The sequence below is a fragment of the Streptomyces sp. IBSBF 3136 genome (assembly GCF_036815105.1).
GTDB lineage: Bacteria > Actinomycetota > Actinomycetes > Streptomycetales > Streptomycetaceae > Streptomyces.
In genome coordinates this window covers 39,120-63,363 of record NZ_JAJSZC010000008.1, presented here as the reverse complement: position 1 = coordinate 63,363, position 24,244 = coordinate 39,120, and the positions used below count along the sequence as shown (strand labels likewise).

Sequence of the window (24,244 nt, the reverse complement as noted above, 5' to 3'; positions counted from 1 at the left end):
CACAAAAGTAGCTCAGCCCAGCGCGGTTGCCGCCCCCTTGAGCACCAATCCGGCACCCAGGGCGAGCACCACGAGCGCGGACGCGAGCGGCAGGGTCCGGCGCAGCAGGCCGGCCATCGGGTGGCCGGTCCAGCGCGGACGCCGGTCCAGTACGCGGCTGACGCCCGACCCCAGCCGGACGACGGCGAACCCGGCCGCCGTGAGCGTCAGCGCGAGACCGGCGCCGTACGCCACGACGAGCAGCAGCCCGAACCACGCCTTGCCGAGCGCGGCGGCGCCGACCAGCACGACGACCGCGGACGGGCTGGGCACCAGGCCACCGGCGAAGCCGAGCAGGATCGTGCCGCGCAGGGTGGGGGCGACGGGGTGGCTGTGGGTGTGCCCGCCGTGGGTGTGTTCGAGGACGCCGTGGCTGTGGTCGCGGCTGTGGCCGTGACTGTGTTCCGCTTCGTGGCCGTGTTCGTGGCCGTGTTCGTGCGGGGCGTGGTGGTCGTGATGGTCGGGGCCGTGGTGGGCGCGGCCGTGTTCGCGGTCGTGGGGGTGGCTGTGCTCGTGCCGGTCGTGGGGGTGGTCGTGCCGGTCGTGGTCGCCGTGGTCGAGGTGGCCGTGCGCGTGGGGGGCCGTCCCGTGGTGGGCGCCGACGGCGACCGGCCGGCGCCGGGTCACCTGGGCCGCCGCGGTCACCTCGCTCACCTCGGCCGGGGCGGGTGCGCGGGTGCGCGTGTGCGTGTGGTTGCGCCAGGCCCGCCGGGTCAGGTTCACGCCCGCCACCAGCACCAGGGCGCCGCTGGCGATGCCCAGCCAGGCGATCACCGAGGGCGTGGCCGCGGAACCCGCGGTGACGAGCAGGCCGAGGGCGACCACGCCGAGCGTGTGGGTCACCGTCACCGAGGCCGCCAGCGGCAGCACGTCCCGCAGCCGGGCCCGGCCCCCGCGCGCGGCGGCCGTCGCGGCCATCAGCGTCTTGCCGTGGCCGGGCGCGAGGGCGTGCATCGCGCCGAGCACCACGGCGATGAGCAGGGCGAGCGCGGCGAAGCCGACGGTCAGGTCGTGCCGGGCCACCAGGTCGTCCAGGGCACGCGTCCAGCGGTCGGCGCCCCGGGGCAGCACGGAGGCGCCCGGGGCGTCCTGCCGCTCCCGCGCGAGGGCCGGACCGCCGGGGCGCACGCGCAAGGAGGCGTCGACGGTGTCGGCGGGGGAGGACAGCAGATCCTTCGGATAGGTGGTGAGTTCGCGCGAGACCGACGCCTTCGGCACGTCCGTCGCGGTGAGCGTCGTACGGTCGCCGCGCGCGGTGATCTCCCGCCAGCCCGGGCCGCCGGTGGCGCCCGCGCTGTGGAAGCCGACGGTGACGGTCCTGCCGCGGGGCAGCGGCGCGGTGAACCGGCACTCCACGCGCAGCGTGTGCAGTCCGGCCTGACCGGGGCGCAGGGCGGCGTGCGCGGCACCGGGGGTCAGCGTGGCGGCACGGCCCTGGACGGTGAGCCGGCTGCCCCGGGCGGCCTCGGCGCACCGCTGCTCGGCCCAGGCGGGCAGGCCGAGCCGCCGGACGGCGGGGCCGGCCTGGGTGGCCGGGATCTCCGCGAGGTCCTCCACATGGTCGATCCGCACCTGCCCCGGAGCGGTGACCAGACCGTCGTAGCGGTTGACGGTGAAGTTGCCGAGGGGATGCGCGCTCGCCGCCGCGGCCGGGGCCAGCAGGAGGGCGCAGGCGGCGGTGAGGACGGCGGCGGCCGAGGCCACCGGGCGGCGGAGGTTCACTCGGCGGCCTCCAGCGCCTTGCGGGCCGCGGCCGCGCCCAGGGGGGAGAAACCGGGGTTCAGCTGCAGGGCGGCCCGCAGCGAGGCACGGCCGGCCGCGGTGTGCCCTGTGGCCAGCTCGATCATTCCGCGGTGGTACCGGAAGGCGGCGCTGCGGTAGCCGGTCGCCGTGGCCCTGCGGGCATAGCCGAGGGCTTCTGTGTCATGGCCGTTGACGTGCAGCGCCCAGGCCAGGGCGTCCGCGGTGTGCACGGTGTGGCGGCGGGCCCACTCGGCGCGGGCCGCGCGCAGGGCGGACACCTTGTCACCGTGGTCGGCCGCCGCGAGCGCGGTGTCGAGGTCGGCGTTGACGCCGTTGGCGCGGGCGAGGGCGATCCAGGCGTCCACGAGCGCGTACTGCTCGCGTGCCCTGGCCCGGTCGCCGGACCCGCCCCTGGCCTCGTACAGCTCGCCCAGCTCGACCAGCGGCCCGGGCAGCGGATAGCGGGCGACCACGGTCCGCAGGCCCTCGATCGCCTCGTCCCGCCGACCGGTGGCCGCCTGCGCACGGGCCCGGCCCTCCAGCGCGGGGAGGTAGTTGTCGTCGGCGGCCAGCGCCCGGGCGTAGTAGCCGAGCGCCTCGCTGTAGCGCCCCTGGTTCCAGGCGAGTTGGCCGAGCTGGGCGGCCACGTACGCCACGTCGCCCGGCGAGGTGGCGGCGGTGAGGGCCTGCCGGAGCACGCGCCGGGCGGTCGTCACGTCGCCGCGCAGCTCGTACACGTACGCGTACCGCGTGAAGACCGGCACGCCCGGCCTGCGGTCGTCGGCGGTCCGGGCGGCGTGTGCCGCGTCGGCGTAGCGGCCCAGTTCCACCAGGGCGTCGATGCGCGAGGACAGGGCGCGTTCGCTGTACGGGTTCCGCCGCAGCGCCTGGTCCGACCAGACCAGGGCGTCCTTGAAGTCGTGCCGCGCGGCGGCGAGGGCGGCCCGGCCGGCCAGCGCCTGGTCGTTGCCGGGGGTCAGGGACAGGGACCGCTTCAGCGCCTTCTCGGCCTGCGGGTAACGGGCCGGGTCCCCCTTGGTGCGCGCCTGCTCGACGTAGGCCAGGCCGAGGGTGGCCCAACTGCCCGCGTCCTTCGGCTGGGACCGCAGGTGGGACTGCAGCGCGGCGATCCCCGCGTCCAGGTCGCCACTGCCCAGCGCCCCCGGATCGACGGCACCGGAGGAAGCCGCCACGGCCACGGAGCCCTGGTCCCGCGCGGCCCCGAGAGCGATCGCCCCACCGGTGAGCGCCACGGCCAGCAGCGCCGCACACCCGACGAGCCGCACACCCCGCCACCGCCGCCCGGCGGCGGAGACCCGGCGTACGGCGGCTACGCGTTCGTCGCCGACGGGGCCATGGCTGACCGTGTCATGGGCGTCGGGTTCGTGGGCGTCGGGCCCGGCGGGTCCTCCCGGGCGGGAGCCGTTCGTGCGGGGCGGGTCCCCGGCCTCGGAGTCGACTGCCGCGGCTTTGCCCGTGGCGAGTTCCGCGGACGCGGGGGGCCGGGGGGCGGACGGACCGGGGCGTGCCGTGTCCGTCGCCGTGGCTGCGGCCGCTGTCCGCTCCGCGCCGATCCGGCGGACGGCGGCGGTGCTCTCGTCGGCGACGGCACCGTGGGCGACGGGTTCCTGGGCGCTGGGTTCGTGGGCTGCCGGCCCTCCCGGGCGGGAGCCGTTCGTGCGGGGCGGGTCCCCGGCCTCGGAGTCGGGTGCAGGGGCTTTGCCCGCGGTGAGTTCCGCGGACGCGGGTGCCCCCGGGGCGGATGCGCCGGGGCGCGCTGTCGCGGTCGGAGCGGTGGCCGCAGCCTTCCCCGGCGCGGCGGGCGCCACCCGGTCCGGCACCGCGGGCGCGGGCCGTGTCGTGCCGATCCGGCGGACGGCGGCGGTGCGTTCGTCGGTTTCGCCGGTCGTGGCGGCGGGTTCGCCGGCAACGGCAGCCGGGGCACCCGGGTCAGCCGGGGAGGTCGCCCGCTCGGCACCGGTCCGGCGGACGGCGGCGGTGCGTTCGTCCGGGCCGGTCACGGCGGTGGCGTCGTCGGCGACGGTGGTCCGGCCGGCCGGGGAGGGGCCGCCCGCGCCGGGTGGGGGTCCGGTGTCGGGGCCGGCCTGGGCCGGGCTCCGCTCGCCGGGCTCGTCGTCGTTCGTGCGCGCGGGCATGCCTCTCCTCGGTCGCCTGGTGGGTGGAGCAAAGGGCGCGGCCCGCCGTGGGGGGAGGGGAAACGGGCCGCGCCGGTCGGTGGGGTGCGGAAGGGTCAGTACGGGCGCTGCATCCGGCGGCGCCACCACGCGAAGGCGGTGCCGATCAGCAGGATCCCGGCCGCGCCCGAGGCCGCGGAGGCGGCGATCAGGACGGTGTCGCCCGAACCGCCGGAGGACGAGCCGGCCGGTGAGAGCGCGTCACCGAGCTGGCTGCGCACGTCAGCGCCGGAGGTCGTGCCCTTGGCGAGCGCGCCGCGCGAACCCGAGGTGGGCTCGGCCACGTACGGGAAGTACTTCTCGAACTTCTTGTCGTTCTTGTCGACCGCGTCGCCCAGGTCGTTCTTGGAGCCGACGAGTTCGCCCTCCACGACCTGGAGCGCCTCGTCCACCACGTCGTCGGTGAGCCGGCGGCCGTTGGGGAAGCCCGCGTTGTCGCCGTCCAGGACGCCCAGCCGCTTGGGGTGCATGCTCGGCTTGATCGAGGTGTTCAGCCGCAGCTCCTCCGCGGGCCGTACCTTCGGGGGCTGGTTGAGCCCCTTGACGCCCTTGAGGAAGACGTCGACCAGGTCGTTGCGCGGCTCGGCGGGCGCCTTGATCTTGTAGATCGACTCGATCAGCTTGGGCAGCTCGGGATTGGTGACGTTCTTCAGGAACTGCCCGTCGTACGCGGGCTGGGAGGCGTTGAACCGGTCCTTGTCCTTCTGCGGGTTCACCACCTCGTTGACCAGCGGGTTGCCCAGCCGCGACACCTGCGCGTAGTAGCCCTGCGCGTTGCGGCGCTGGGTGGTGGACCAGATGCCGACGATCGGCTGCTTCGCGGACTCGCGGATCAGGTCGGTGGGTACCTGAAGCGCGATGGTGTTGACGTTGTAGCCCTTGAGCGTGTCCCGGCCGACCTCGGTGAGGTTGCCGCCGTACAGCAGGTCGAACACCCGCAGGTCAAGGAAGAACGGGTCGTCGGCCTGGCCGGCGAAGGTCGCGGCACCGCCCGCCGCCTTGTACACGGCCTGGGCGCGCAGCTTGCCGTAGTCCGGCATGGACGCCTTGCCCACGTTCGACGGCGCGACCGGCACGTCGTCCGCGACCCTCGTCTTCGACACCACGTGCTGGTGCTTCAGCCGGATCAGGTCGATGTCGTACGTCTGCGTGATGTTGAGGTCGGGGTCGTCGAGGCTGGTCACCGGACCGGTGTTGTACAGGAACGTGTTGCCGTTCTTGGTGTGCGTCCTGAACGTGTAGCGGAACAGCAGATCGTCCTGCGCGTCACCGTTGCTGTCTATGTGGATGTCGTACTGGGCGTCGTCCGCGAACGTGTAGAAGTTCGGCCCGCCGGCGGGCTCCTCGAACGGGATCCAGTTCGCCACGATCGTCGTGGAGTCGGGCTTGTCCGGGCTGACGAACGCGTACAGGTCCGTGTTGTCGTACTGCGGCGTCCCCGAGATCAGTGGGGCCTCCCGGTGGGAGGAGGCGGAGGCCGCCCCGGGTTCCAGCGTGGCGACGCCGGCGGCTGCGAGCCCCCCGGCGGCCAGCGCGCCACAGATGAGCGAGACCAGGCCCTTGCGTCCTGTGCCGCTCCTGGAGAAGAGAGGTGTCATGCCGTCCGTCCTCAGTGCCGACTTGCCTTTGACGGACGGGTATACGGAACCGGGCGCCGGATCGGATTGGTCGGACGGAAAAAATCTTTTCGGCGTTCCGGACCCGCGTTTTCGGCCCCCTGATCCGTATCAACCGCCGGAGGTGTGCGCTCGTGCGGATGCGTGGAGCCAGAGGCAGGGCCGGCTGCGGCCACGGAAGGGCGGCCGGGGTGGAGGCGGACCAACTCCTCGTGCTCGTCGCGGGCGGCGACCAGAGGGCGTTCGAGGATCTCTACGGACTGGTCTCGGGGCCGGTGTTCGGACTCGTCCGGCGGATCGTGCGCGACCCCGCGCAGTCCGAGGAGGTGGCGCAGGAGGTGCTGCTCGAACTCTGGCGCTCCGCCGCCCGGTTCGACCCGCGGCGCGGCAGCGCCCTGTCCTGGATCCTCACGCTCGCCCACCGCCGCGCCGTCGACCGGGTGCGCAGTGCGCGCGCGGCCGGGGAACGCGAGCAGCGGGAGGCGCTGCGCGCCGGGGAACCCGCCTTCGACCACGTGGCCGAGGAGGTGGAGGCGGGCCTGGAGCGCGAGTGGGTGCGCCGCTGCCTGGACCGGCTCACCGCGCTGCAGCGCCAGTCCGTGACCCTCGCCTACTACGACGGCTACACCTACCGTGAGGTGGCCGAGCGGCTCAAGCTGCCGCTGGGCACGGTCAAGACGCGGATGCGCGACGGGCTCACCCGGCTGCGCGAGTGCCTGGGAGGTGCCGCATGAGTGTCATCGGCCGCCTGCTGGGCCGCGAGGACCTGCACTCCCTCGCCGCGCCCTACGCGCTCGACGCCCTCGAACCGGGCGAGCGGCGCCGTTTCGAGAAGCACCTCGGCTCCTGCGACCGCTGCGCCGGCGAGGTCCGGGCGCTGGCCGAGGACGCCGTCCGGCTGGCCTGGTCCACGGCCGCCCCCGCGCCGGCCGCGCTGCGCGACCGGGTCCTGGCCGCCGTCCGCACCCTCCCGCAGGAGCAGCCGCAGGGGCCCGCCAGGGAGCACGCCCCCCAGCTCCCGCCGCACGTCTGGGGCGTCCAGCCCCCGCCCGCGCGCACCCGCACGCCCCGGGGGCGCCCCCTCTTCGTGCCGTTCGCCACGGCGACCGCCGCGGCCGCCCTCGTCGTCGCCTCGCTCTTCGCGGTCCAGGCGCACCACACCCAGGACCGGCTGGACGCCGAGCGGGACCGGGCACGTGAGATCGCCCACGTTCTCGCCGCTCCGGACGCGCGCGCCGCCGCCGGCACGGACGCGCGCGGCCGCGGTATCGGAGTGATCGCTTCCGCATCGGAGCGGCGGGCCGTCGTCACGCTGAGCGGATACGGCACGCCGTCCGGCGGCCGCGTCCATCAGCTCTGGCTCATGCGCCCCCATGTGCAACCGCGCTCCCTGGGGCTCTTCGCGGGCGACACGCCCTTGGTGGCGAAGGGGCTCGACCCGTCCTCGACGTCACTCGCCGTGACCGTGGAGCCTGACGGCGGCTCAGTGCAGCCCACCAGCCAGCCGGTTGTCCAACTCACCCTGAAATCGGTCGGATTCGGAGAGTAGTCAAAATGGGATGGTCAACCGCCTTGTGGGGAAGGTGAATCCTGTGACCGAGATACACGCGCGCCCCACCGGGACGATAGGGTTACCCTGCCCGGGCCGGGTGGACTCGTACGGGTGGGGAGTGACATGGAGCAGATAACAGTGCGCAGCAGGGCGAGGGTCCCTGCGATCACCTGCGGGAGCAGCGCGACGAGTTCGCGCCTCGACCGCCATCTGTCGGTGCTGGCGGGTCCCGCCATACCGCAGCGGGAGACGATCGAGGCGACCTCGCTGATGCTGGAGCTGACGGCACGTGACACCGCGCACAAGCGCAGCGACCGGGGCGCGCGGGTCCGCCGTGTCTCCCTCTTCGCTCCGCTGCGCCGGCTGCGCCGTTCGCTGTTCGGCGGCCACTGACCGGCAGCCGGCCGGCCACTGAGCGGCCGCCGAGCGGCCACCGGCCGAACCGGACCGAACCGGCCTCCTCGGAAGTCACTTCCAGGACCCGCGCTCAGGCCGTCACACCGTCCCGGCGCAATGCTGCGATCTCGCCGTCCGTCATCCCCACGGCACGCAGCAGTGCATCGGTGTGCTGCCCGAGCGCGGGCACGTCGCCCATCCGCGCCTCGTCCCCGCCCGGCAGCGTGATGGGCGGCAGCAGCGCCCTCAGCGGCCCGACCGGCGTCCCCACCTGGCGCCACCGCTCCCGGGCCGCGAGCTGCGGATGCTCCGCCAGTTCGTGCAGATCCCTGAGCCGTGCGCAGGCGATGCCGGCCTTCTCCAGCCGCGCCACCGCCTCGTCGGCGTCCAGCGCGGCCAGCGCGCCCGCGACCAGCGCGTCGGTCCGCTCCCGGTTGGCCACCCGCGCGGCATTCGTCGCGTAGGCCGGGTCCGTCCCCAACTCGGCCCTTCCGATGACCAGTTCGGCCAGCCGTCGCCATTCCCGGTCGTTCTGCACCGACAGCAGCACCCGTCCGCCGTCCGCCGTCGCGTAGGCGTCGTAGGGCGCGATGACGGCGTGCGCGAGGCCGGTGCGGGCCGGCGGCTCGCCGCCGTGCATCGCGTGGTGCAGCGGATGGCCCATCCATTCCGCCAGCGCCTCCAGCATGGACACCTCCACCGGCCCGCCCCGCCCGGTCGTACCGCGCCGTACCAGGGCGGCCAGCACCCCCGAGAAGGCGTACATGGCCGCAGCGATGTCCGCCGCCGGGATGCCCGCCTTCACGGGCTGCGCGGGCGTCCCCGTCACCGAGACCAGCCCCGCCTCGCACTGCACGAGCATGTCGTAGGCCCGCTTGTCGGCGTACGGGCCCGAGCCGCCGTACCCCGAGATGTCCACGGCGATCAGCCGGGGGTGCGCCGCGCACAGCGTGGCCGCGTCCAGGCCGAGCCGGGCGGCGGCGCCCTGGGCCAGGTTCTGCACGAACACGTCCGCGTCCGCCACCAGCCGCCGTACGACGTCCAGACCGCGCGGGTCCTTCAGGTCCAGGGCGAGGGACTCCTTGCCGCGGTTGCACCACACGAAGTGCGAGGCCAGGCCGCCGGCCGCGGCGTCGTAGCCCCGTGCGAAGTCACCGCCGTCGACCCGTTCCACCTTGATCACCCGGGCGCCCAGGTCGGCGAGCTGCCGGGTCGCGAACGGCGCGGACACGGCCTGTTCGACGGCGACGACGGTGATGCCCTCCAGGGGCAGCGGGAGAAGGTCCATGGGGTGGATGATCTCCCCCGGCCGGCGGTTCTGTCAGCAGGGGCCCCGCTAGAGCAGGGCGAACTGGCCCTCCGGCCCCTCCTCGTGGTGATCCAGGACCGAGGCGGGACGGCGGGACGCCTCCGGCGGGGGCAGGACGCCGGCCCGGCGCAGCTCGGCCGCCGTCACCGGCGACGTCACCGTCAGCTCGGCCCGCAGCGGACGCAGCCCGCCCAGCAGGGTCAGCACGGTGATCAGCTCCAGCAGCTCCGACGTCCACGCCTGGGGCCAGGCCGTGGGGCGGATGGCTTCGAGACCACCGCCGGGCGCGGCCGGTGCGGTGCGGGCCGCGAACCACGCCTCCAGGACGCGGACCCCGGCCACCTCGTACTCCCAGGCCTGTGCCGGGACCGGGGAGATACGGCCCTCGTCCAGGTGGAGGGTCTCCTCGGCACGGTCGTAGTGGAGGGTGACGGGCCGCGCGGGCAGGGGCGCGCGGACATAGGGGCGGCGGCCGCCCGGCAGCTTGGGCCGCTCGCCGTCACGGCGCATCAGCCAGAGCATGCGCCGGCCCAGTTCCACGCCCTGGTGCCAGAGTTCGGCGTCACCGGTGAGCGGCACCGTGAGGTCGGGGCGGGCCGCGGCGAGGATCCAGGCCAGCAGGTCGAGTGCGCCGGGGCGGGACCCCAGCCGGGCCGCCAGGTGGTCCAGCAGGCCCGGTGCCAGGTTGGGTTCGCCGCCTGAGGGCCGGCGGTGGAGCGGGCGGACGCGGCCGGTGCGCAGGAGGGGCAGGTGCGAGGTCGCCAGCAGGGGGTCGTCGCCGCCCGTCTCGACCACGAACACCTGGTGCTCGTCCGCGACCCGCCACAGCTCCGGGCGGGCCGTGTCGATCAGCCGGTGGTCCGGGATCAGCCACTGCTCGTCGAAGGGGGCCGCGAGCACCCGGACCGGCTCGGCGCAGGGGCCCTCGGCGCGCACCAGCCGTTCCGTGCCGCCGGCCCGGCCGGGCAGCTGGCCCACCGCCGACCGCAGGGTGCGTGCGCGGGTCGGCTCGAACAGGGCCTCCCGGTCCGGCCCCTCGGCCTTGAGCAGGGCGTCCCAGCGGGCCTTCAGCGAGCCCGGGTCGGGTGCCGTCGGCCAGGCGCGGCCCGGCCGCAGCGGTGCGACGGACCACGGCATGAGGTCCGCCAGCGGCGGAGCGTCGTCGTGCGGCACGCTGGGCATGGTACGGGCTCGTCCCGCCGCCGGGGTCAGGTGGCGTCCAACGTCACCGTGAAGGAGAAGCGGTCGCCGCGGTAGTGGATGACCGCCACGTCCAGCACCCTGCCCTGGGCGTCGTAGGTGACGCCCGTGTAGTGCAGGATCGGGCTGAGCAGCGGCACCTGGAGCAGCCGCGCGGTCTCCGGGTCGGCGAGCCTCGCCTCCACGGTGTCGGTGATACGGCTGATGTCCGCCCGTACGACGTCCCGCAGCACCTTGGTCATCGGCCAGCGGACCAGGTCCTCCCGGTCGATGCGCGCGGCCAGTTCGGGACGTACGTGGTTGCGCGCGTGGTTGGTCGGCTCGCCGGTCTTCTCGTCGCTGCGCAGCCGGTGGTACGTCGCCACCTCCGTCAGGTCCGGGAAGTACTCGGTGAGTTCGCCGGCCACGGGCGCGTGCCCGTGGTCCAGCAGTTCCGTCGTCATGCCGGACTGCTGGGCCACGATCGCGTCCACGGAGCCCAGCAGCCGCACCGGCGCCCCACGCCGCACCCCGGGCTCGATGAACGTGCCGCGCCGCCGGTGCCGGCTGATCAGCCCCTCGTCCTCCAGCTCCTTCAGCGCCTGCCGCATGGTCAGCACGCTGACGCCGTAGTGCCCGGCCAGCTGCTCCTCGGTGGGCAGCCGCAGCGGGTCGCGCGGCGATCGGCCGAGTATCGAGGCGCGCAGCGACTGCGACACCTGGTACCACAGCGGCAGCTTGCGGTTCAGGACGATCGAATCCGGAGCGAAGGAGGTCACATGGTTATCCGTACCTGTTGGGGAACGTTCGGTGCAACGGAGGCGTCACCGTGCGCGGAAGTGACGCTGGAGGCCCTGCCACACGTCGTCGTACCGCTGCTGGAGCTGGTCGGCCCCGGCCGCCTGCGGGGTGAGGGTCACCGGCCAGCGCGTCTCGAACATGAACGCGAGCCCGTCGTCGATCTTCTGCGGCCTCAGCTCGGCCGCGCTCGCCCGGTCGAAGGTCTCCCGGTCGGGGCCGTGCGCGGACATCATGTTGTGCAGCGAGCCGCCGCCCGGCACGAAGCCCTCCGCCTTGGCGTCGTAGGCGCCCTCGATCAGGCCCATGTACTCGCTCATCACGTTCCGGTGGAAGTACGGCGGCCGGAAGGTGTCCTCGCCCACCAGCCAGCGGGGCGCGAACACCACGAAGTCGACGCCGGCCAGGCCCGGGGTGTCGGACGGTGAGGTCAGGACCGTGAAGACGGACGGGTCGGGGTGGTCGTAGGAGATGGTGCCGATGACGTTGAAACGGCGCAGGTCGTAGACGTAGGGCACGTGGTTGCCGTGCCAGGCGACCACGTCGAGCGGAGAGTGGTCGTAGGTGGCCGTCCAGAGGTTGCCGCAGAACTTGTTCACCACCTCCACCGGCCCTTCCACGTCCTCGTACGCGGCGACCGGTGCCCGGAAGTCCCGGGCGTTGGCGAGCCCGTTGGCGCCGATCGGCCCGAGGTCGGGGAGCTGGAACGGCGCCCCGTAGTTCTCGCACACATAGCCCCGCGCCGACTCGTCCAGCAGCTCCACACGGAAGCGCACACCACGCGGGATCAGCGCCACGTGGGCGGGCTCCACATGGAGCCGGCCGAACTCGGTGTGCAGCAGCAGCCCGCCGCGCTCCGGGACGATCAGCAGCTCACCGTCGGCGTCCGAGAACACCCGCTGCATCGAGGAGTTGGCGTGGTACAGGTGCACGGCGATGCCGGAGCGCTGGGTCGCGTCGCCGTTGCCGCCCAGGGTCCACAGCCCCGCCAGGAAGTCCGTGCCCGCCGCCGGCTCCGGCAGCGGGTTCCAGCGCAGCCGGTTGGGGTCGGGCACCGTCTCGGTGAACGGGGCGGTGCGGATCGCGCCGTTGCCGGTGCGGGTGAACGCCGGGTGCGCGGCCGACGGGCGGATGCGGTACAGCCAGGAGCGGCGGTTGTGGGCCCGGGGCTCCGTGAACGCCGTACCGCTCAGCTGCTCCGCGTACAGCCCGAGCGGTGCCCGCTGCGGCGAGTTGCGGCCCTCCGGCAGGGCGCCCGGCACCGCCTCGGAGGCGTGTTCGTTGCCGAACCCGGTGAGGTACGACAGTCCCTCGGCGGTCTTCCGTGCGTCCCCGCTCATGATCGCTCCCTTGCGCTCCCGATTCCTATGCATCACCGTAGGAATCAGAGGGGTCGGACGCAAGAGGGTCCCGGCTCCTCCCTCCCGGGTAGGGCGGGAACCAGACTTCAGGGGGATTCGGGTGCGGGAACGTTGCTCTAGTGTCCCGGGCATGTCGTGGACGCGCAGGACTCTCGTCGCGCTCGCGGTCTGCGTCCTGGTGCCGCTCGGCGCGGAGGGCTGCGTGACCGGCGGGGCGTCCGGGCACGCCGGCACCGTCTCGCCCTCACCGGTGGGCAAGGTGCTGCGGGACACCGACGGGACGGGCCGCCATCTGCGCGAGGTCGCCGGGGAGGACGCGCCCGAGGTCGGCGTGGAGGTGACCCCGGACAGCGCCCGCGGCTGGGACGTCCTGCTGACGGTGCGCCGCTTCCGCTTCTCCCCGGCCGGGGCGCGGCACGAGGCGGTGCCCGGGCGCGGGCACGCCCGCCTGTTCCTCGACGGCCGCCCGGTGACCCCGCTGCGCACACCCGAGTACCACCTGGCCGGCCGGCTCGTCCCGCACGGCACCCACCACCTCACCGCCCGCCTGTACGCCGACGACGGCACGGTGTGGGCCGTGCGCGGCAGGCCGGTCGAGAGCACCGCCGACATCACCGCGTCCGGCGCGGAGCCGGGCCCGGCGGGCACTCCGTCAGGTTCCGCCCCCTGACCGTCCGCTCCGGCCCCGCGGCCCCGTCCGCCCCGTCCGTCGCGGTGACCGGCGACGGCGGCCGATGAGTGCGCCGGCCACCCTTTCGCGTACTGGGGGGCGAGGTTCACCAGACCCCGGCGGAAAGGCATCATGAAGTCCGTGCCCCACGCGACATCGCTTCGCCGCGCGCCCGTCCAGCGGCGCAGCGCGGAACGGCTGACCAGGATCCTCGACGCCTGCGCCGCCCTCCTCGACGAGGTCGGCTACGACGCCCTGAGCACCCGCGCCGTGGCCACGCGCGCCGGCGTGCCCATCGGCTCGGTCTACCGCTTCTTCGGCAACAAGCGGCAGATGGCCGACGCCCTCGCCCAGCGCAACCTGGAGCGGTACACCGAGCAGGTCACCGGACGCCTCGACGGGGCGCGGCCGGGGGACTGGCGGGCCGCCATGGACGCCGTGCTGGACGAGTACCTGAGCATGAAGCGCACCGCGCCCGGCTTCTCCCTCGTCGACTTCGGCAACCAGATACCGGTCGGCGTCCGGCAGGCCGAGCCCAACACCCGGGTCGCCGACCGCCTCACCGACCTGCTCTCGGGCCACCTCGGGCGCACCCCGGACGAGGAGCTGCGGCGGGTCTTCCTGGTCGCCGTGGAGAGCGCGGACACCCTCGTCCAGCTCGCCTTCCGGGTCGACCCGCAGGGCGACGAGGCGATCATCCGCGAGACACGGGAGCTGCTGCGCGCGTATCTGGGACGCGTGCTGGACTGAGGCCGCCACCGGACGGCTTCAGGGTCTCCCGTCCATGCCAACCGGTCGGTATGCTCGCCGGGACCCGCCCGCGCCCGCGCGGCACGCCGCCGGCCCGTCCGCGCGGCGACCCCGGCACCCGCCGACCACCCCGGGAGGACCCGTGTCCCGCACCGCCCTGCGAATCTGCCCCCTGTGCGAGGCCACCTGCGGGCTGACCCTCACCGTCGAGGGCACCCGCGTCACCGGCGCCCGCGGCGACCGGGAGGACGTCTTCAGCAAGGGGTTCATCTGCCCCAAGGGCGCCTCCTTCGGCGCCGTCGACGGAGACCCCGACCGGCTGCGCACCCCGCTGGTCCGCACCGACGGCGCCCTGCGCGAGGCCACCTGGGAGGAGGCCTTCGACGCGGTGGCGGCGGGGCTGCGCCCGGTCGTGGAGCGGTACGGCCCCGACGCCCTCGGTGTCGTCCTCGGCAACCCCAACGTGCACACCGTGGCCGGCGCCCTCTACCCGCCCGTCCTGCTCGGCGCCCTGCGTACCCGGAGCCTGTTCACCGCCTCCACCGTCGACCAGATGCCCAAGCACGTCTCCAGCGGACTCCTCTTCGGCGACGCCCACGCCATTCCGGTGCCGGACCTCGACCACACCGACCACCTGCTCCTCATCGGCGCCAACCCCCTGGAGTCCAACGGCAGTCTGTGCACCGCCCCCGACTTCCCCGGCAGGCTCAAGGCCCTCAAGGCGCGCGGTGGCCGGCTCACCGTCGTCGACCCGCGCCGCACCCGCACCGCGAGGATGGCCGACCGCCACCTCGCGATCCGCCCCGGCACCGACGCCCTGCTGCTCGCCGCGATGGCCCACACCCTCTTCGCCGAGGACCTGGTCGACCTCGGGCACCTCGCGCCGCACGTCCAGGGCGTCGAGGACGTGCGCGACGCCCTGCGGGAGTTCACCCCCGAGGCCGTGGCCGGGGCCTGCGACATCGAGGCCGACGTCATCCGCGCCCTGGCCCGGGAGCTCGCCGCCGCGCCCACGGCCGCCGTCTACGCCCGCATCGGCAGCTGTACCGTCCCGCACGGCACCCTCGCGAGCTGGCTGGTCGACGTCCTCAACGTCCTCACCGGCAACCTGGACCGGCCGGGCGGCGCCCTGTTCCCGCAGGCCGCCACCGACCGCACCCCCCGACCGGCGGGCCCCGGCCGCGGCTTCGCCCTGGGCCGCTGGCACTCGCGGGTGCGCCGACTGCCGGAGGCGAAGGGCGAGTTGCCGCTGTCGGCGCTCGCCGAGGAGATCGACACCGCCACCGAGCAGGGCGAACCGGTCCGCGCGCTGGTCGTGGTCGCGGCCAACCCGGTGCTGTCCGCCCCCGACGGTGACCGGCTCGACAAGGCCCTGGACGCACTGGACTTCATGGTCAGCGTCGACCCGTACCTCAACGAGACCTCCCGCCACGCCGACGTCGTCCTGCCCCCGCCGCCCCCCTCGCAGAGCCCGCACCACGACTTCGCCTTCAACACCTTCGCCGTCCGCAACCAGGTCCGCTACAGCCGCCCCGCCGTCCCCCTCGAACCCGGCCGTATGGCCGAGACCGAGATCCTCGCCCGGCTGGTCCTGGCCGTGACCGGGATGCACGGCACCGACCCGGCCGCCGTGGACGCGCTGGTCGTCGACCAGACCCTCGGCAAGGCCGTGACCGAGGCGCACTCGCCGGTGCACGGCCGCGACCCGCGGGAACTGGCCGCACAGCTCACCGGGGACAACGGCCCCGAGCGCCGGCTCGACATGATGCTGCGCCTCGGCCCGTACGGCGACGGATTCGGCGCCCGGCCCGACGGCCTGACGCTGGAGCGGCTGCTCGCCCGTCCGCACGGCATCGACCTGGGCCCGCTGCGCCCCCGGCTGCCGCAGCCGCTGAAGACGGTGAGCGGCAGCATCGAACTTCTGCCCGGGCCGATCGCCGGCGACCTGCCCCGGCTGCGGGAGGCGCTGCGCGAGCGGCCCGCCGGCCTGGTCCTGGTCGGCCGCCGCCACCTGCGCTCCAACAACAGCTGGATGCACAACGTGCCCGCCCTGACCGGTGGCTCCAACCGCTGCACCCTGCACATCCACCCCGCCGACGCGGCCCGCCTCGGCGTGACCGACGGCGCGCCGGTGCGGGTCAGGGGCGCCGGGGGAGAGGTGACCGCGCCCGCCGAGGTCACCGACGAGGTGCGCCCCGGTGTGGTGAGCCTGCCGCACGGCTGGGGCCACGACCGGCCCGGGACCCGGCTCGGCCACGCGGCGGCCGTGCCCGGGGTCAACGTCAACCAGCTCCTCGACGGCAGTCTGCTGGACCCGCTGTCGGGCAACGCGGTCCTGAACGGTGTTCCCGTCGAGCTCGCCGCGAGCCAGTGAGCGGTGCGTTCCGCGCTTGTCGCGCGAGCGCCGGCGCCGGGGGGGCGTGGGCGGGCCGGAAGGGGGCGTCGTTGCGCCGCACGGGCGATATCTGACGGCGCGTCCGGCGTTGGTGCCGTGGGTCATGACGTATATGCGTGAGAGTCCCATCGAAAGGTCGATTTGTATGAAAATCGTCTAACTCGGAGGAGCTTGCATGGCCACGCTGACACTTCCGCGGACCTTCTCCCGCGCGGGCGCCACCGTCGTCCTCACCGCCCTCGCCACGGCGGGTGCGTCGTGGGTGGCGGCAGCCCCCGCGGCGGCCCAGGGAGAGAACGGCGACATCAGGATCCACCGAGAGGGCGTGCCCTTCGGGGTCTCCAAGGACGACCCGGTGACCTGCAAGTTCTACCTGGACGCCGTCAACTTCGACATCCTGCCCACGATCGCCTACACGATCACCCCGCAGCCCCCGCTGCCCACCGCGGCCACCGTCACCGGTGGCATCCAGCTCGCCGGCGGCGCCGGGCACACCGACCCGCTGGGCCTCGCGGACGGCCAGTACAAGATCACCTGGATCGTCGGGGGCGCCCCCAAGGAGAAGGTCTTCCGGGTCCGCTGCCACGACGAGAAGCAGGAGGGGCAGCACTCCCCGGGCGGTCAGGGGCAGATCGAGGACCACCAGCGGGACGACCAGCACTCCGACACCGGCTGGGGCCAGAGCGGCGGCGACCACAACGACGGTCCGAAGGGCGGCGTGCACGCGGGCGGCGGCGGCCTGGTCGACACCGCCGGCGCGTTCTCCCCGGTGGCCGCGGCGGCGGCCGTGGGACTCATCGCGGTCAGCGGCGCGGTGTACTTCCGGCTGATCCGCCGGCGGCCGCATGGCGCCGCGTAGGCGCGGACGCAGGCCGTGGCACCGGACCCGCGCCTACCGCCTCGCCAGGACGGCTCTGCTCGCGACCGTCCTGGTGACGGTGGGGGTCCGGTGCGACGGACATCACCGGTCGGCCCCCGCCGTCCAGGCGGGCGGCCCGGCCGCGGGCCCCGACTCCGCCCGCGGCGACGGACGGAGCGGGAGCCGGGAGGAGTCCGGTCAGGACGGCCCGACGCCCCGATCACCGGTCTCCAACTCGACGGCAACCGGCAGCTGGAGACCCCGCCGCTCGACAAGCCCAAGCTGGTCGGCTGGTACGAGGGCGGCGCCACACCCGGCGAGACCGGCACCGCCATCGCCGTCGGCCACCGCGACACCGCTACCGGCCCCGCGGTCTTCTCCGCGCTCGCCCTGATCAAGCCCGGCAAGCAGATCGAGGCCCGGCGCGCGGACGGCCGTACGGCCGTCTACACCGTGGACCGGGTGAAGGTCTTCGACAAGACCGGCTTCCCCGACAAGGAGGTCTACGGGCCCTCCCGGCGGCCGGAGCTGCGCGTGCTCACCTGCGGCGGCCTGTTCACCCGGCGCACCGGCTACACCAGCAACGTGGTGGTCTTCGCCCATCTGACCGCGACGAGGTGAGCGCGCCGCGCGGACGGCGGCGCCCGGGCCCGGGTCCGGCGACCCGAACGCCGCCGTCCGTTTCGGCCGCTGCCTGGAGCTCCGATCACGGTGCCGCCGCCACTCTTCCCCGGCCGGGCACATTCCGTTAACTTCCGTGACCCGTAGGGCTCGTCGCCCCCCGACGGCGGTCGCGGGCGGGACCGGGTCGACGCTGCCCCGGCCCCGTACGACCCGCACGGGGCCTTCGGACCCACGGAGCAGCGGCGCTCCGGACAGCCCCCGGGGGCGGCAAGATGACACGCGCCATATCTCTGCACGACGTGAGCAAGTCCTACGCGCGGGGCCCCCGCGTGGTCGAGAGCCTCTCGCTGGACATCGCGCCCGGCGAGTTCCTGGTCCTGCTCGGCCCCTCCGGCTGCGGGAAGTCCACCGTGCTCCGCATGATCGCCGGACTGGAGGACATCGACGAGGGACAGCTCCTGCTGGACGGCGAGTACGCCAACGACTGGCAGCCCTGCGAACGCGACATGGCGATGGTCTTCCAGAACTTCGCCCTCTACCCGAGCATGACCAGCCGCGACAACATCGGCTTCCCGCTGCGCATCGAGGCCCCCGGCGCAGACCCCCGCCCGCGGGTGGACGCGACCGCCCGCATGCTCGGCATCGAGGACCTGCTCGACCGCTTCCCCGGCCAGCTGTCCGGCGGCGAACGCCAGCGCGTCGCCATGGGGCGGGCCATCGCCCGCCACCCCTCCGCGTTCCTGATGGACGAGCCGCTGTCCAACCTCGACGCCAAGCTGCGCAACCACCTGCGGGCGGAGATATCCCGGCTCACCCGCGAACTGGGCGTCACCACCGTCCACGTCACCCACGACCAGTCCGAGGCCATGTCCCTCGGCGACCGGGTCGCCGTCCTGCGCGGCGGCGTCCTCCAGCAGGTCGGCAACCCGCGCGAGGTCTACGCCCTGCCCCGGAACGTCTTCGTCGCCGCCTTCATCGGCACCCCGCGCATCAACCTGCTGCGCGGCCTGGTCCGCGCCCCGCTGGACGGCGCCATGACCGTCAGCCTGGGCAAGCAGTTCCTGCGGCTGCCCGAACCCCTTTGCCTGGACCACCAGTTGCTCCGGGTGCAGCAGGGCCGCGAGGTGATCGTCGGGCTGCGCTCGGAGGCGGTGCGCATCGCCAAGCACAGCGCCGCCCGGCCCGGCGAGGTGCCGCTCACCGGGCTGGTGGAGCACGTGGAGTTCCAGGGGCACGAGACCCTGGTCCACTTCGACACCGGCTCCCGCCCGGCCGTCGTGCCCGAGCTGGAGGCCCCGCGCCCGGCCGCCCGGCCGGCCCGGCGGCGCCGCCGGGAGGCGCCCGGCGTGCTGGACCGGCTGCGGGAGCGGGCCGGCGCCCTGCGGGCCGGGCCGGTGGTGGTGCTGGACCATCCGGCGGACACGGAGGCCGAGCCCGCGCCCCCGGAGGGACGGCTCCCCGGCGACCTGGTGGTGCGCACCACCCCCGACATCCGGCTCCGCCACGGCATGCAGGTCCCGCTCCTGGTCGACCTCGCCCACCTGTTCGTCTTCGACCAGCACGGCGACCGCATCTGCCCCTCCCCGGCCCGGTTGCCCGACCTGGAGGAGTGAGGACCTCCGGCGTGCTCCGTCACCGTCGGTGTCCTGGTGCGTCCGATGGCCGGGTGTCCCTGGCGCGCGAAAACTATCGCCGCTAGTTTGTTGCCGGACGACGGAGACCCGCCAGGAGGAAGCACCATGAAGGCACACGACGGCCTGTACATCGACGGCGCCTGGCGCCCGGCGGCGAGCCGGGACGTGATCGAGGTGGTGAACCCGGCCGACGAGCAGATCGTCGCCCGGGTCCCGGCCGGGGACGCCGGTGACGTGGACACCGCCGTCCGCGCCGCGCGGGCCGCGCTCGCGGGCTGGGCCGCCACACCCCCGGCCGAGCGGGCCGCCCGCCTGGCCGCCCTGCGCGACGTCCTGGTGGCCCGCAAGGACGAGATCGCCGAGACGGTCACCCTGGAACTGGGCTCCCCGCCGCAGTTCTCGCAGACCGTGCACGCCGGGGTGCCCATCGCGGTCGCGGGCTCCTACGCCGAACTGGCCGCGACCCACCCCTTCGAGGAGAAGGTCGGCAACTCCACCGTCCTGCACGAGCCGATCGGCGTGGTCGGCGCGATCACCCCCTGGAACTACCCGCTCCACCAGATCGTCGCCAAGGTCGCCCCCGCGCTCGCCGCGGGCTGCACGATCGTCCTCAAGCCCGCCGAGGACACCCCGCTCACCGCCCAGCTCTTCGCCGAGGCGGTGCACGAGGCGGGCGTGCCGGCCGGCGTGTTCAACCTCGTCACCGGCCTCGGCCCGGTCGCCGGCCAGGCCCTCGCCGAGCACCCGGGCGTGGACCTGATCTCCTTCACCGGCTCCACCGCGGTCGGCCGCCGGATCGGCGCGCTGGCCGGCGGTGCCGTCAAGAAGGTGGCGCTGGAGCTCGGCGGCAAGTCCGCCAACGTCATCCTGCCGAGCGCCGACCTCGCCAAGGCCGTGAACGTCGGCGTGGCCAACGTGATGTCCAACTCCGGGCAGACGTGCAGCGCCTGGACCCGGATGCTGGTCCACCGGGACCAGTACGACGAGGCGGTCGCACTGGCCGCGGCCGCGGCCGCCCGCTACGGCGACCGCATCGGCCCGGTGGTCAGCGCCCGGCAGCGCGACCGGGTGCGCGGCTACATCGAGAAGGGCGTCGCCGAGGGCGCCCGGCTGGTCGCGGGCGGCCCCGAGGCGCCGCGCGAGACCGGCTGGTTCGTCAGCCCGACGGTCTTCGCGGACGTCACCGCCGACATGACGGTCGCCCAGGAGGAGATCTTCGGCCCGGTCCTGACCATCCTGCGCTACGAGGACGAGGAGGACGCCCTGCGCATCGCCAACGGCACGGTGTACGGTCTCGCGGGCGCCGTCTGGGCCGGGGACGAGGCCGAGGCGGTCGCCTTCGCCCGCCGCATGGACACCGGCCAGGTGGACATCAACGGCGGCCGGTTCAACCCGCTCGCCCCCTTCGGCGGCTACAAGCAGTCCGGGGTCGGCCGGGAACTCGGCGGCCACGGACTCGCCGAGTACCTCCAGACCAAGTCCCTCCAGTTCTGAGGAAGCCCCGGACCATGACCGTACGAGCCGCTGTCCTGCCCGCCGTCGGCGCCCCGCTGGAGATCACCGATATCGACCTGCCGGAGCCGGGTCCCGGACAGGTCCGGGTCCGCCTCGCCGCCGCCGGCGTCTGCCACTCCGACCTGTCCCTGTCCAACGGCACCATGCGGGTGCCGGTCCCGGCGGTCCTCGGCCACGAGGGCGCGGGGACGGTCGTCTCCGTGGGGGAGGGCGTCACCCACGTGGCCCCGGGCGCTCCCGTCGTCCTCAACTGGGCGCCCGCCTGCGGCGACTGCCACGCCTGCGCGCTCGGCGAGGTGTGGCTGTGTGCCAACGCGCTGAACGGCGCGGCGGGCGTCCACGCCCGCACCGCCGACGGCACCGAGCTCCACCCCGGTCTGAACGTCGCCGCGTTCGCCGAGGAGACGGTGGTCGCGGCCGCCTGCGTGCTGCCCCTGCCGGACGGCGTCCCGCTGACGGACGCCGCCCTGCTCGGCTGCGCCGTCCTGACCGGGTACGGCGCCGTCCACCACGCGGCACGGGTCCGCCGGGGCGAGACGGTGGCCGTCTTCGGCGCCGGCGGGGTCGGCCTCGCCACCCTCCAGTCGGCCCGCATCGCGGGCGCCTCCCGGATCATCGCCGTCGACGTCTCCCCGGCGAAGGAGGAACTGGCCCGCGCCGCCGGCGCCACCGACTTCGTCCTCGCCTGCGACACCACCGCCCGCGAGATCCGCGCCCTCACCGGCAAGCAGGGCGCCGACGTCGCCATCGAGTGCGTGGGCCGCGCGGCCACCATCCGCGCCGCCTGGGACTCCACCCGCCGGGGCGGCCGGACGACCGTGGTCGGCATCGGCGGCAAGGACCAGGAGGTCACCTTCAACGCCCTGGAGATCTTCCACTGGGGCCGCACGCTGTCCGGCTGCGTGTACGGCAACACCGACCCGGCGCGCGACCTGCCGGTGCTCGCCGCACACGTACGGGAGGGCCGCCTCGACCTCTCGGCCCTGGTCACCGAACGGATCGCGCTGGACGGCATCCCGGCCGCCTTCGAGAACATGCTCGCCGGCAAGGGCGGCCGGGCGCTGGTCGTCTTCTGAGGCTTCAGGACACCTTCTCGGGTCGCGGTTCCCCGGCCGCGACCCGGGTCGTCCGGCCGGCGCGCGCCCGGGAGCGCGACACCGCCACACCCGCGAGGCACAGCACACCGCCCGCCAGCGTGAGCACCCCGGGCACCTCGCCGAGCACCAGCCACGACATCAGCACCACCAGCGCGGGCACCGCGTACGTCGTCGCGCCCATCCGGCTCGCGGTGGTGCGGGCCAGGGCGTAGGCCCAGGTGGTGAAGGCCAGGGCGGTCGGGAAGACGCCCAGGTAGACCATGTTCAGGGTGGCCGACACCGGCGCGTGGGCGGCCTGGTGGGCGAGCTGCCCGGCGAACGGCAGGCAGGCCACCGCGCCGACCAGGCAGCCGAACGTCGTCACCTGCAACGCGCTCGCCCGGCCCAGGGCGGGCTTCTGCGCGACGACACCGGAGGCGTACGCCACCGCCGCGAGCAGGCACAGCGCCACGCCGAGCAGCGAGGCCCCGCCGCCGCCGGACATCGACAGACCCACGGTCACCGCGCCCGCGAACGACACGGCCATCCCCGCCAGCAGCCTCGGTGGCATCGGGTCACCGAGCAGCCGGGCGCCCAGCAGGGCGATCAGCAGCGGGCCCACGTTCACGACCAGCGCCGCGGTCCCCGCGTCCACCTGCTGCTCGCCCCAGTTCAGCACCACCATGTAGAAGCCGAACCAGAGCAGCCCGGAGAGCAGGATCCCGCGCCAGGCGGCTCTGGGTGGCAGGCCCTCCCGGCGTACGGCCCAGATGACCCCCAGGGCGACGGAGCCCGAGGCCAGCCGGCCGAGCGCGAGCGCGCCGGGGGAGTAGGCGTCCCCGGCGCTCCGGATCGACACGAAGGCGGAGGCCCACAGGACGACGGTGACGGCCGCGGCGCAGGTGGGAAGTATGTGGGGGCGGTTCCGGACGACGTTCATCATGCTCCTGAGGTTAGGCAGTCCCGTGGGCGGGGACCGGCGGGAACGGGACGGGGCGGAGGGTACGGCCGGTGGACGCCCGCGCTCAGCGCAGCGCGGCCGGTTCGATGCCGAGCAGTTCGGACAGGGCCCGCTCGCCCGAGGGGGTCACCTTCACGGCCCGCGCGGAGCCGACGCGCACGCACCAACGCGCGTCCAGCGCGTGCCGGCACAGCGCCGCCCCCGCCGCCCCGGCGAGGTGCGGCCGCCGCTCGGTCCAGTCCAGGCAGGCCCGGGCCGGCGGGCGCCGGCCGGAGAGGTCCAGGAGGATGCCCGCCGCGCCGAACCACTCGATCCCCGCGTCCGTGAGCGCGAACCCCGTGTCCTGGCGCAGCAGCCCGCGCCCGGTCAGCGCGTCCGTGACCGCGATGCCCAGCCGCCCCGCGAGATGGTCGTAGCAGGTACGGCCGCGGGCCATCGCCGAGCCGGCGCTCGACTCCCGCAGGCCGCGCACCGGGCGCGTCGCGGCCGCCGCGGCCGTCGGCGGCACCTGTGCGGCGAGGTCCTCGACGAGCTGGGCCATCCCCGCCCCGGCCAGCCGCACATACCGGTGGCGGCCCTGCCGCTCCTCGGTGAGCAGGCCCCCCGAGACCAGCTTGCCCAGGTGCTCGCTGACGGTGGAGGCGGCGACCCCGGCGTGCCGGGCCAGCTCCCCGGCGGTCCAGGCCCGTCCGTCGAGCAGCGCCAGCAGGCAGGTGGCCCGCGTCTCGTCGGCGACCAGCGAGGCGAACGCGGCGAGGGCGGCGGCCCGGGAGTCCTTGGCGGTCATACGTCCAGCATGGGACACCGACGCTTCGGCGACGGCCGAAGCGTCCACGCCCGCTCCCCACACCCGCCCCGTCCACGGCCGCACCGGCGCTACACGCTCTGCCGTACCTGCTCGTACTGCTGCGCCAGACCGTCCAGCAGGGCCGTCAGCCCGGTCTCGAAGGCCCGCTCGTCGATCTTCTCCTGCTGGTCGGCGAGCAGGTGCGCCTGCCCGAGGTGGGGGTAGTCGGCGGGGTCGTAGGCGCTCGCGTCGTCCACGAAGCCCCCGGCGAAGGAGCCGAGCGCCGAGCCCATGATGAAGTAGCGCATGAGCGCGCCGATGGACGTGGCCTGCGCGGGCGGCCAGCCCGCGTCGACCATCGCGCCGTACACGGCGTCGGCCAGCCGCAGCGCCGCGGGGCGGCGGCCGGGCCCGCGCGCGAGGACCGGGACGATGTTCGGATGGGCGCGCAGGGCCGCCCGGTAGGAGACGGCCCAGTCGTGCAGCGCGGTCCGCCAGTCCCGGCCGTCCTCGAACATCGACAGGTCGACAAGTCCGCTCACCGAGTCGGCGACCACCTCGAGGATCTCGTCCTTGGTGCGGAAGTGGTTGTAGAGCGAGGGCCCGCTCACCCCGAGCCGGGCGGCGAGCCGCCGGGTGGAGACGGCCGCCAGGCCCTCCGCGTCCACGAGTTCGCGGGCCGTCTCGACGATCCGGTCGGTGCTGAGGAGGGGCTTGCGCGGTCGGGCCATGGCGCACATAGTAGGGCTGCGACTGAAAACTAGCGGTGCTAATTTAAATGTACG

Annotated in this window: 21 protein-coding genes; 11 read left to right on the top strand and 10 right to left on the bottom strand. The window is 74.5% G+C overall.

What is annotated here, in order from left to right; all coding sequences use genetic code 11:
- Positions 1-12 precede the first annotated feature (12 nt).
- From V7E45_RS03320 to V7E45_RS03310, 3 genes are all read right to left on the bottom strand, one after another.
- A complete protein-coding gene (locus V7E45_RS03320) occupies positions 13-1,761 on the bottom strand; it encodes an urease accessory protein UreH domain-containing protein (protein WP_333772521.1) in 1,749 nt (582 codons plus the stop codon).
- Entirely contained in the window at positions 1,758-3,938 is a 2,181-nt protein-coding gene (locus tag V7E45_RS03315; RefSeq protein WP_333772520.1) for a tetratricopeptide repeat protein, read from the bottom strand. Before V7E45_RS03315 ends, V7E45_RS03320 begins: the two co-directional genes overlap by 4 nt.
- A gap of 95 nt (positions 3,939-4,033) precedes the next feature.
- Positions 4,034-5,575: a DUF4331 domain-containing protein gene (locus tag V7E45_RS03310; RefSeq protein ID WP_333772519.1), complete on the bottom strand. Its 1,542-nt coding sequence runs from the start codon at positions 5,573-5,575 to the stop codon at positions 4,034-4,036.
- A 209-nt stretch (positions 5,576-5,784) separates the two neighbouring features.
- Between V7E45_RS03310 and V7E45_RS03305 the strand changes: the two genes are divergently transcribed.
- The 3 genes from V7E45_RS03305 to V7E45_RS03295 all read left to right on the top strand — a co-directional run bounded on the left by V7E45_RS03305 (position 5,785) and on the right by V7E45_RS03295 (position 7,538).
- Complete coding sequence (locus tag V7E45_RS03305; RefSeq protein ID WP_333772538.1) at positions 5,785-6,327, top strand: sigma-70 family RNA polymerase sigma factor; 543 nt, start codon at positions 5,785-5,787, stop codon at positions 6,325-6,327.
- The gene (locus tag V7E45_RS03300; RefSeq protein ID WP_333772518.1) at positions 6,324-7,142 is read left to right on the top strand and encodes an anti-sigma factor; all 819 of its coding nucleotides are present in this window, start codon (positions 6,324-6,326) and stop codon (positions 7,140-7,142) included. The genes V7E45_RS03305 and V7E45_RS03300 overlap by 4 nt, the downstream gene beginning before the upstream one ends.
- Before the next feature lie 126 nt (positions 7,143-7,268).
- On the top strand, positions 7,269-7,538 hold the full coding sequence (locus V7E45_RS03295) for a hypothetical protein (RefSeq protein WP_043475115.1): 270 nt from the start codon (positions 7,269-7,271) through the stop codon (positions 7,536-7,538).
- 94 nt (positions 7,539-7,632) lie between these two features.
- Here the strand turns inward: V7E45_RS03295 and V7E45_RS03290 are convergent, their stop codons facing one another.
- Genes V7E45_RS03290 through hmgA form a run of 4 tightly spaced genes read right to left on the bottom strand, consistent with a single transcriptional unit; the run spans position 7,633 to position 12,167 of the window.
- Positions 7,633-8,829: a CaiB/BaiF CoA transferase family protein gene (locus V7E45_RS03290; RefSeq protein ID WP_333772517.1), complete on the bottom strand. Its 1,197-nt coding sequence runs from the start codon at positions 8,827-8,829 to the stop codon at positions 7,633-7,635.
- A gap of 48 nt (positions 8,830-8,877) precedes the next feature.
- Positions 8,878-10,032: a type ISP restriction/modification enzyme gene (locus V7E45_RS03285; RefSeq protein ID WP_333772516.1), complete on the bottom strand. Its 1,155-nt coding sequence runs from the start codon at positions 10,030-10,032 to the stop codon at positions 8,878-8,880.
- 26 nt (positions 10,033-10,058) lie between these two features.
- The gene (locus V7E45_RS03280) at positions 10,059-10,808 is read right to left on the bottom strand and encodes a GntR family transcriptional regulator (protein WP_333772515.1); all 750 of its coding nucleotides are present in this window, start codon (positions 10,806-10,808) and stop codon (positions 10,059-10,061) included.
- A gap of 45 nt (positions 10,809-10,853) precedes the next feature.
- On the bottom strand, positions 10,854-12,167 hold the full coding sequence (gene hmgA / locus V7E45_RS03275; protein WP_333772514.1) for a homogentisate 1,2-dioxygenase: 1,314 nt from the start codon (positions 12,165-12,167) through the stop codon (positions 10,854-10,856).
- Between the two features lie 151 nt (positions 12,168-12,318).
- Between hmgA and V7E45_RS03270 the strand changes: the two genes are divergently transcribed.
- The 8 genes from V7E45_RS03270 to V7E45_RS03235 all read left to right on the top strand — a co-directional run bounded on the left by V7E45_RS03270 (position 12,319) and on the right by V7E45_RS03235 (position 21,711).
- A complete protein-coding gene (locus V7E45_RS03270) occupies positions 12,319-12,858 on the top strand; it encodes a hypothetical protein (protein WP_333772513.1) in 540 nt (179 codons plus the stop codon).
- Between the two features lie 132 nt (positions 12,859-12,990).
- Positions 12,991-13,608 carry a TetR/AcrR family transcriptional regulator gene (locus tag V7E45_RS03265; RefSeq protein WP_333772512.1) on the top strand — a complete coding sequence of 206 codons (618 nt, stop codon included), beginning with the start codon at positions 12,991-12,993 and terminating at the stop codon, positions 13,606-13,608.
- Positions 13,609-13,750: 142 nt separating this feature from the next.
- Positions 13,751-15,982: a molybdopterin oxidoreductase family protein gene (locus V7E45_RS03260; protein ID WP_333772511.1), complete on the top strand. Its 2,232-nt coding sequence runs from the start codon at positions 13,751-13,753 to the stop codon at positions 15,980-15,982.
- A gap of 196 nt (positions 15,983-16,178) precedes the next feature.
- Positions 16,179-16,862, top strand: coding sequence for a hypothetical protein (locus V7E45_RS03255; RefSeq protein ID WP_333772510.1), 684 nt, complete (start codon positions 16,179-16,181; stop codon positions 16,860-16,862).
- Between the two features lie 90 nt (positions 16,863-16,952).
- A complete protein-coding gene (locus V7E45_RS03250; RefSeq protein WP_333772509.1) occupies positions 16,953-17,483 on the top strand; it encodes a class F sortase in 531 nt (176 codons plus the stop codon).
- A gap of 275 nt (positions 17,484-17,758) precedes the next feature.
- On the top strand, positions 17,759-19,099 hold the full coding sequence (locus V7E45_RS03245) for an ABC transporter ATP-binding protein (RefSeq protein ID WP_333772508.1): 1,341 nt from the start codon (positions 17,759-17,761) through the stop codon (positions 19,097-19,099).
- 126 nt (positions 19,100-19,225) lie between these two features.
- A complete protein-coding gene (locus tag V7E45_RS03240) occupies positions 19,226-20,614 on the top strand; it encodes an aldehyde dehydrogenase family protein (protein WP_333772507.1) in 1,389 nt (462 codons plus the stop codon).
- Positions 20,615-20,628: 14 nt separating this feature from the next.
- Complete coding sequence (locus V7E45_RS03235) at positions 20,629-21,711, top strand: Zn-dependent alcohol dehydrogenase (protein WP_333772506.1); 1,083 nt, start codon at positions 20,629-20,631, stop codon at positions 21,709-21,711.
- Between the two features lie 4 nt (positions 21,712-21,715).
- On the opposite strand, the gene V7E45_RS03230 is transcribed toward V7E45_RS03235, so the two are convergent.
- The 3 genes from V7E45_RS03230 to V7E45_RS03220 all read right to left on the bottom strand — a co-directional run bounded on the left by V7E45_RS03230 (position 21,716) and on the right by V7E45_RS03220 (position 24,190).
- On the bottom strand, positions 21,716-22,651 hold the full coding sequence (locus V7E45_RS03230) for a DMT family transporter (protein ID WP_443055921.1): 936 nt from the start codon (positions 22,649-22,651) through the stop codon (positions 21,716-21,718).
- 85 nt (positions 22,652-22,736) lie between these two features.
- On the bottom strand, positions 22,737-23,459 hold the full coding sequence (locus V7E45_RS03225; protein WP_333772504.1) for an ArsR/SmtB family transcription factor: 723 nt from the start codon (positions 23,457-23,459) through the stop codon (positions 22,737-22,739).
- Positions 23,460-23,548: 89 nt separating this feature from the next.
- Complete coding sequence (locus tag V7E45_RS03220) at positions 23,549-24,190, bottom strand: TetR/AcrR family transcriptional regulator (protein WP_333772503.1); 642 nt, start codon at positions 24,188-24,190, stop codon at positions 23,549-23,551.
- Positions 24,191-24,244 lie beyond the last annotated feature (54 nt).

Bases quoted from the DNA above. Each gene is read 5' to 3' on its own strand.
- V7E45_RS03285 (WP_333772516.1), bottom strand. From the start codon at position 10,032: ATGCCCAGCGTGCCGCACGACGACGCTCCGCCGCTGGCGGACCTCATG.
- hmgA (WP_333772514.1), bottom strand. From the start codon at position 12,167: ATGAGCGGGGACGCACGGAAGACCGCCGAGGGACTGTCGTACCTCACC.
- V7E45_RS03265 (WP_333772512.1), top strand. From the start codon at position 12,991: ATGAAGTCCGTGCCCCACGCGACATCGCTTCGCCGCGCGCCCGTCCAG.
- V7E45_RS03225 (WP_333772504.1), bottom strand. From the start codon at position 23,459: ATGACCGCCAAGGACTCCCGGGCCGCCGCCCTCGCCGCGTTCGCCTCG.
- V7E45_RS03245 (WP_333772508.1), top strand. From the start codon at position 17,759: ATGACACGCGCCATATCTCTGCACGACGTGAGCAAGTCCTACGCGCGG.
- V7E45_RS03235 (WP_333772506.1), top strand. From the start codon at position 20,629: ATGACCGTACGAGCCGCTGTCCTGCCCGCCGTCGGCGCCCCGCTGGAG.
- V7E45_RS03295 (WP_043475115.1), top strand. From the start codon at position 7,269: ATGGAGCAGATAACAGTGCGCAGCAGGGCGAGGGTCCCTGCGATCACC.
- V7E45_RS03270 (WP_333772513.1), top strand. From the start codon at position 12,319: ATGTCGTGGACGCGCAGGACTCTCGTCGCGCTCGCGGTCTGCGTCCTG.
- V7E45_RS03310 (WP_333772519.1), bottom strand. From the start codon at position 5,575: ATGACACCTCTCTTCTCCAGGAGCGGCACAGGACGCAAGGGCCTGGTC.
- V7E45_RS03315 (WP_333772520.1), bottom strand. From the start codon at position 3,938: ATGCCCGCGCGCACGAACGACGACGAGCCCGGCGAGCGGAGCCCGGCC.
- V7E45_RS03220 (WP_333772503.1), bottom strand. From the start codon at position 24,190: ATGGCCCGACCGCGCAAGCCCCTCCTCAGCACCGACCGGATCGTCGAG.
- V7E45_RS03240 (WP_333772507.1), top strand. From the start codon at position 19,226: ATGAAGGCACACGACGGCCTGTACATCGACGGCGCCTGGCGCCCGGCG.
- V7E45_RS03290 (WP_333772517.1), bottom strand. From the start codon at position 8,829: ATGGACCTTCTCCCGCTGCCCCTGGAGGGCATCACCGTCGTCGCCGTC.
- V7E45_RS03255 (WP_333772510.1), top strand. From the start codon at position 16,179: ATGGCCACGCTGACACTTCCGCGGACCTTCTCCCGCGCGGGCGCCACC.
- V7E45_RS03300 (WP_333772518.1), top strand. From the start codon at position 6,324: ATGAGTGTCATCGGCCGCCTGCTGGGCCGCGAGGACCTGCACTCCCTC.
- V7E45_RS03230 (WP_443055921.1), bottom strand. From the start codon at position 22,651: ATGAACGTCGTCCGGAACCGCCCCCACATACTTCCCACCTGCGCCGCG.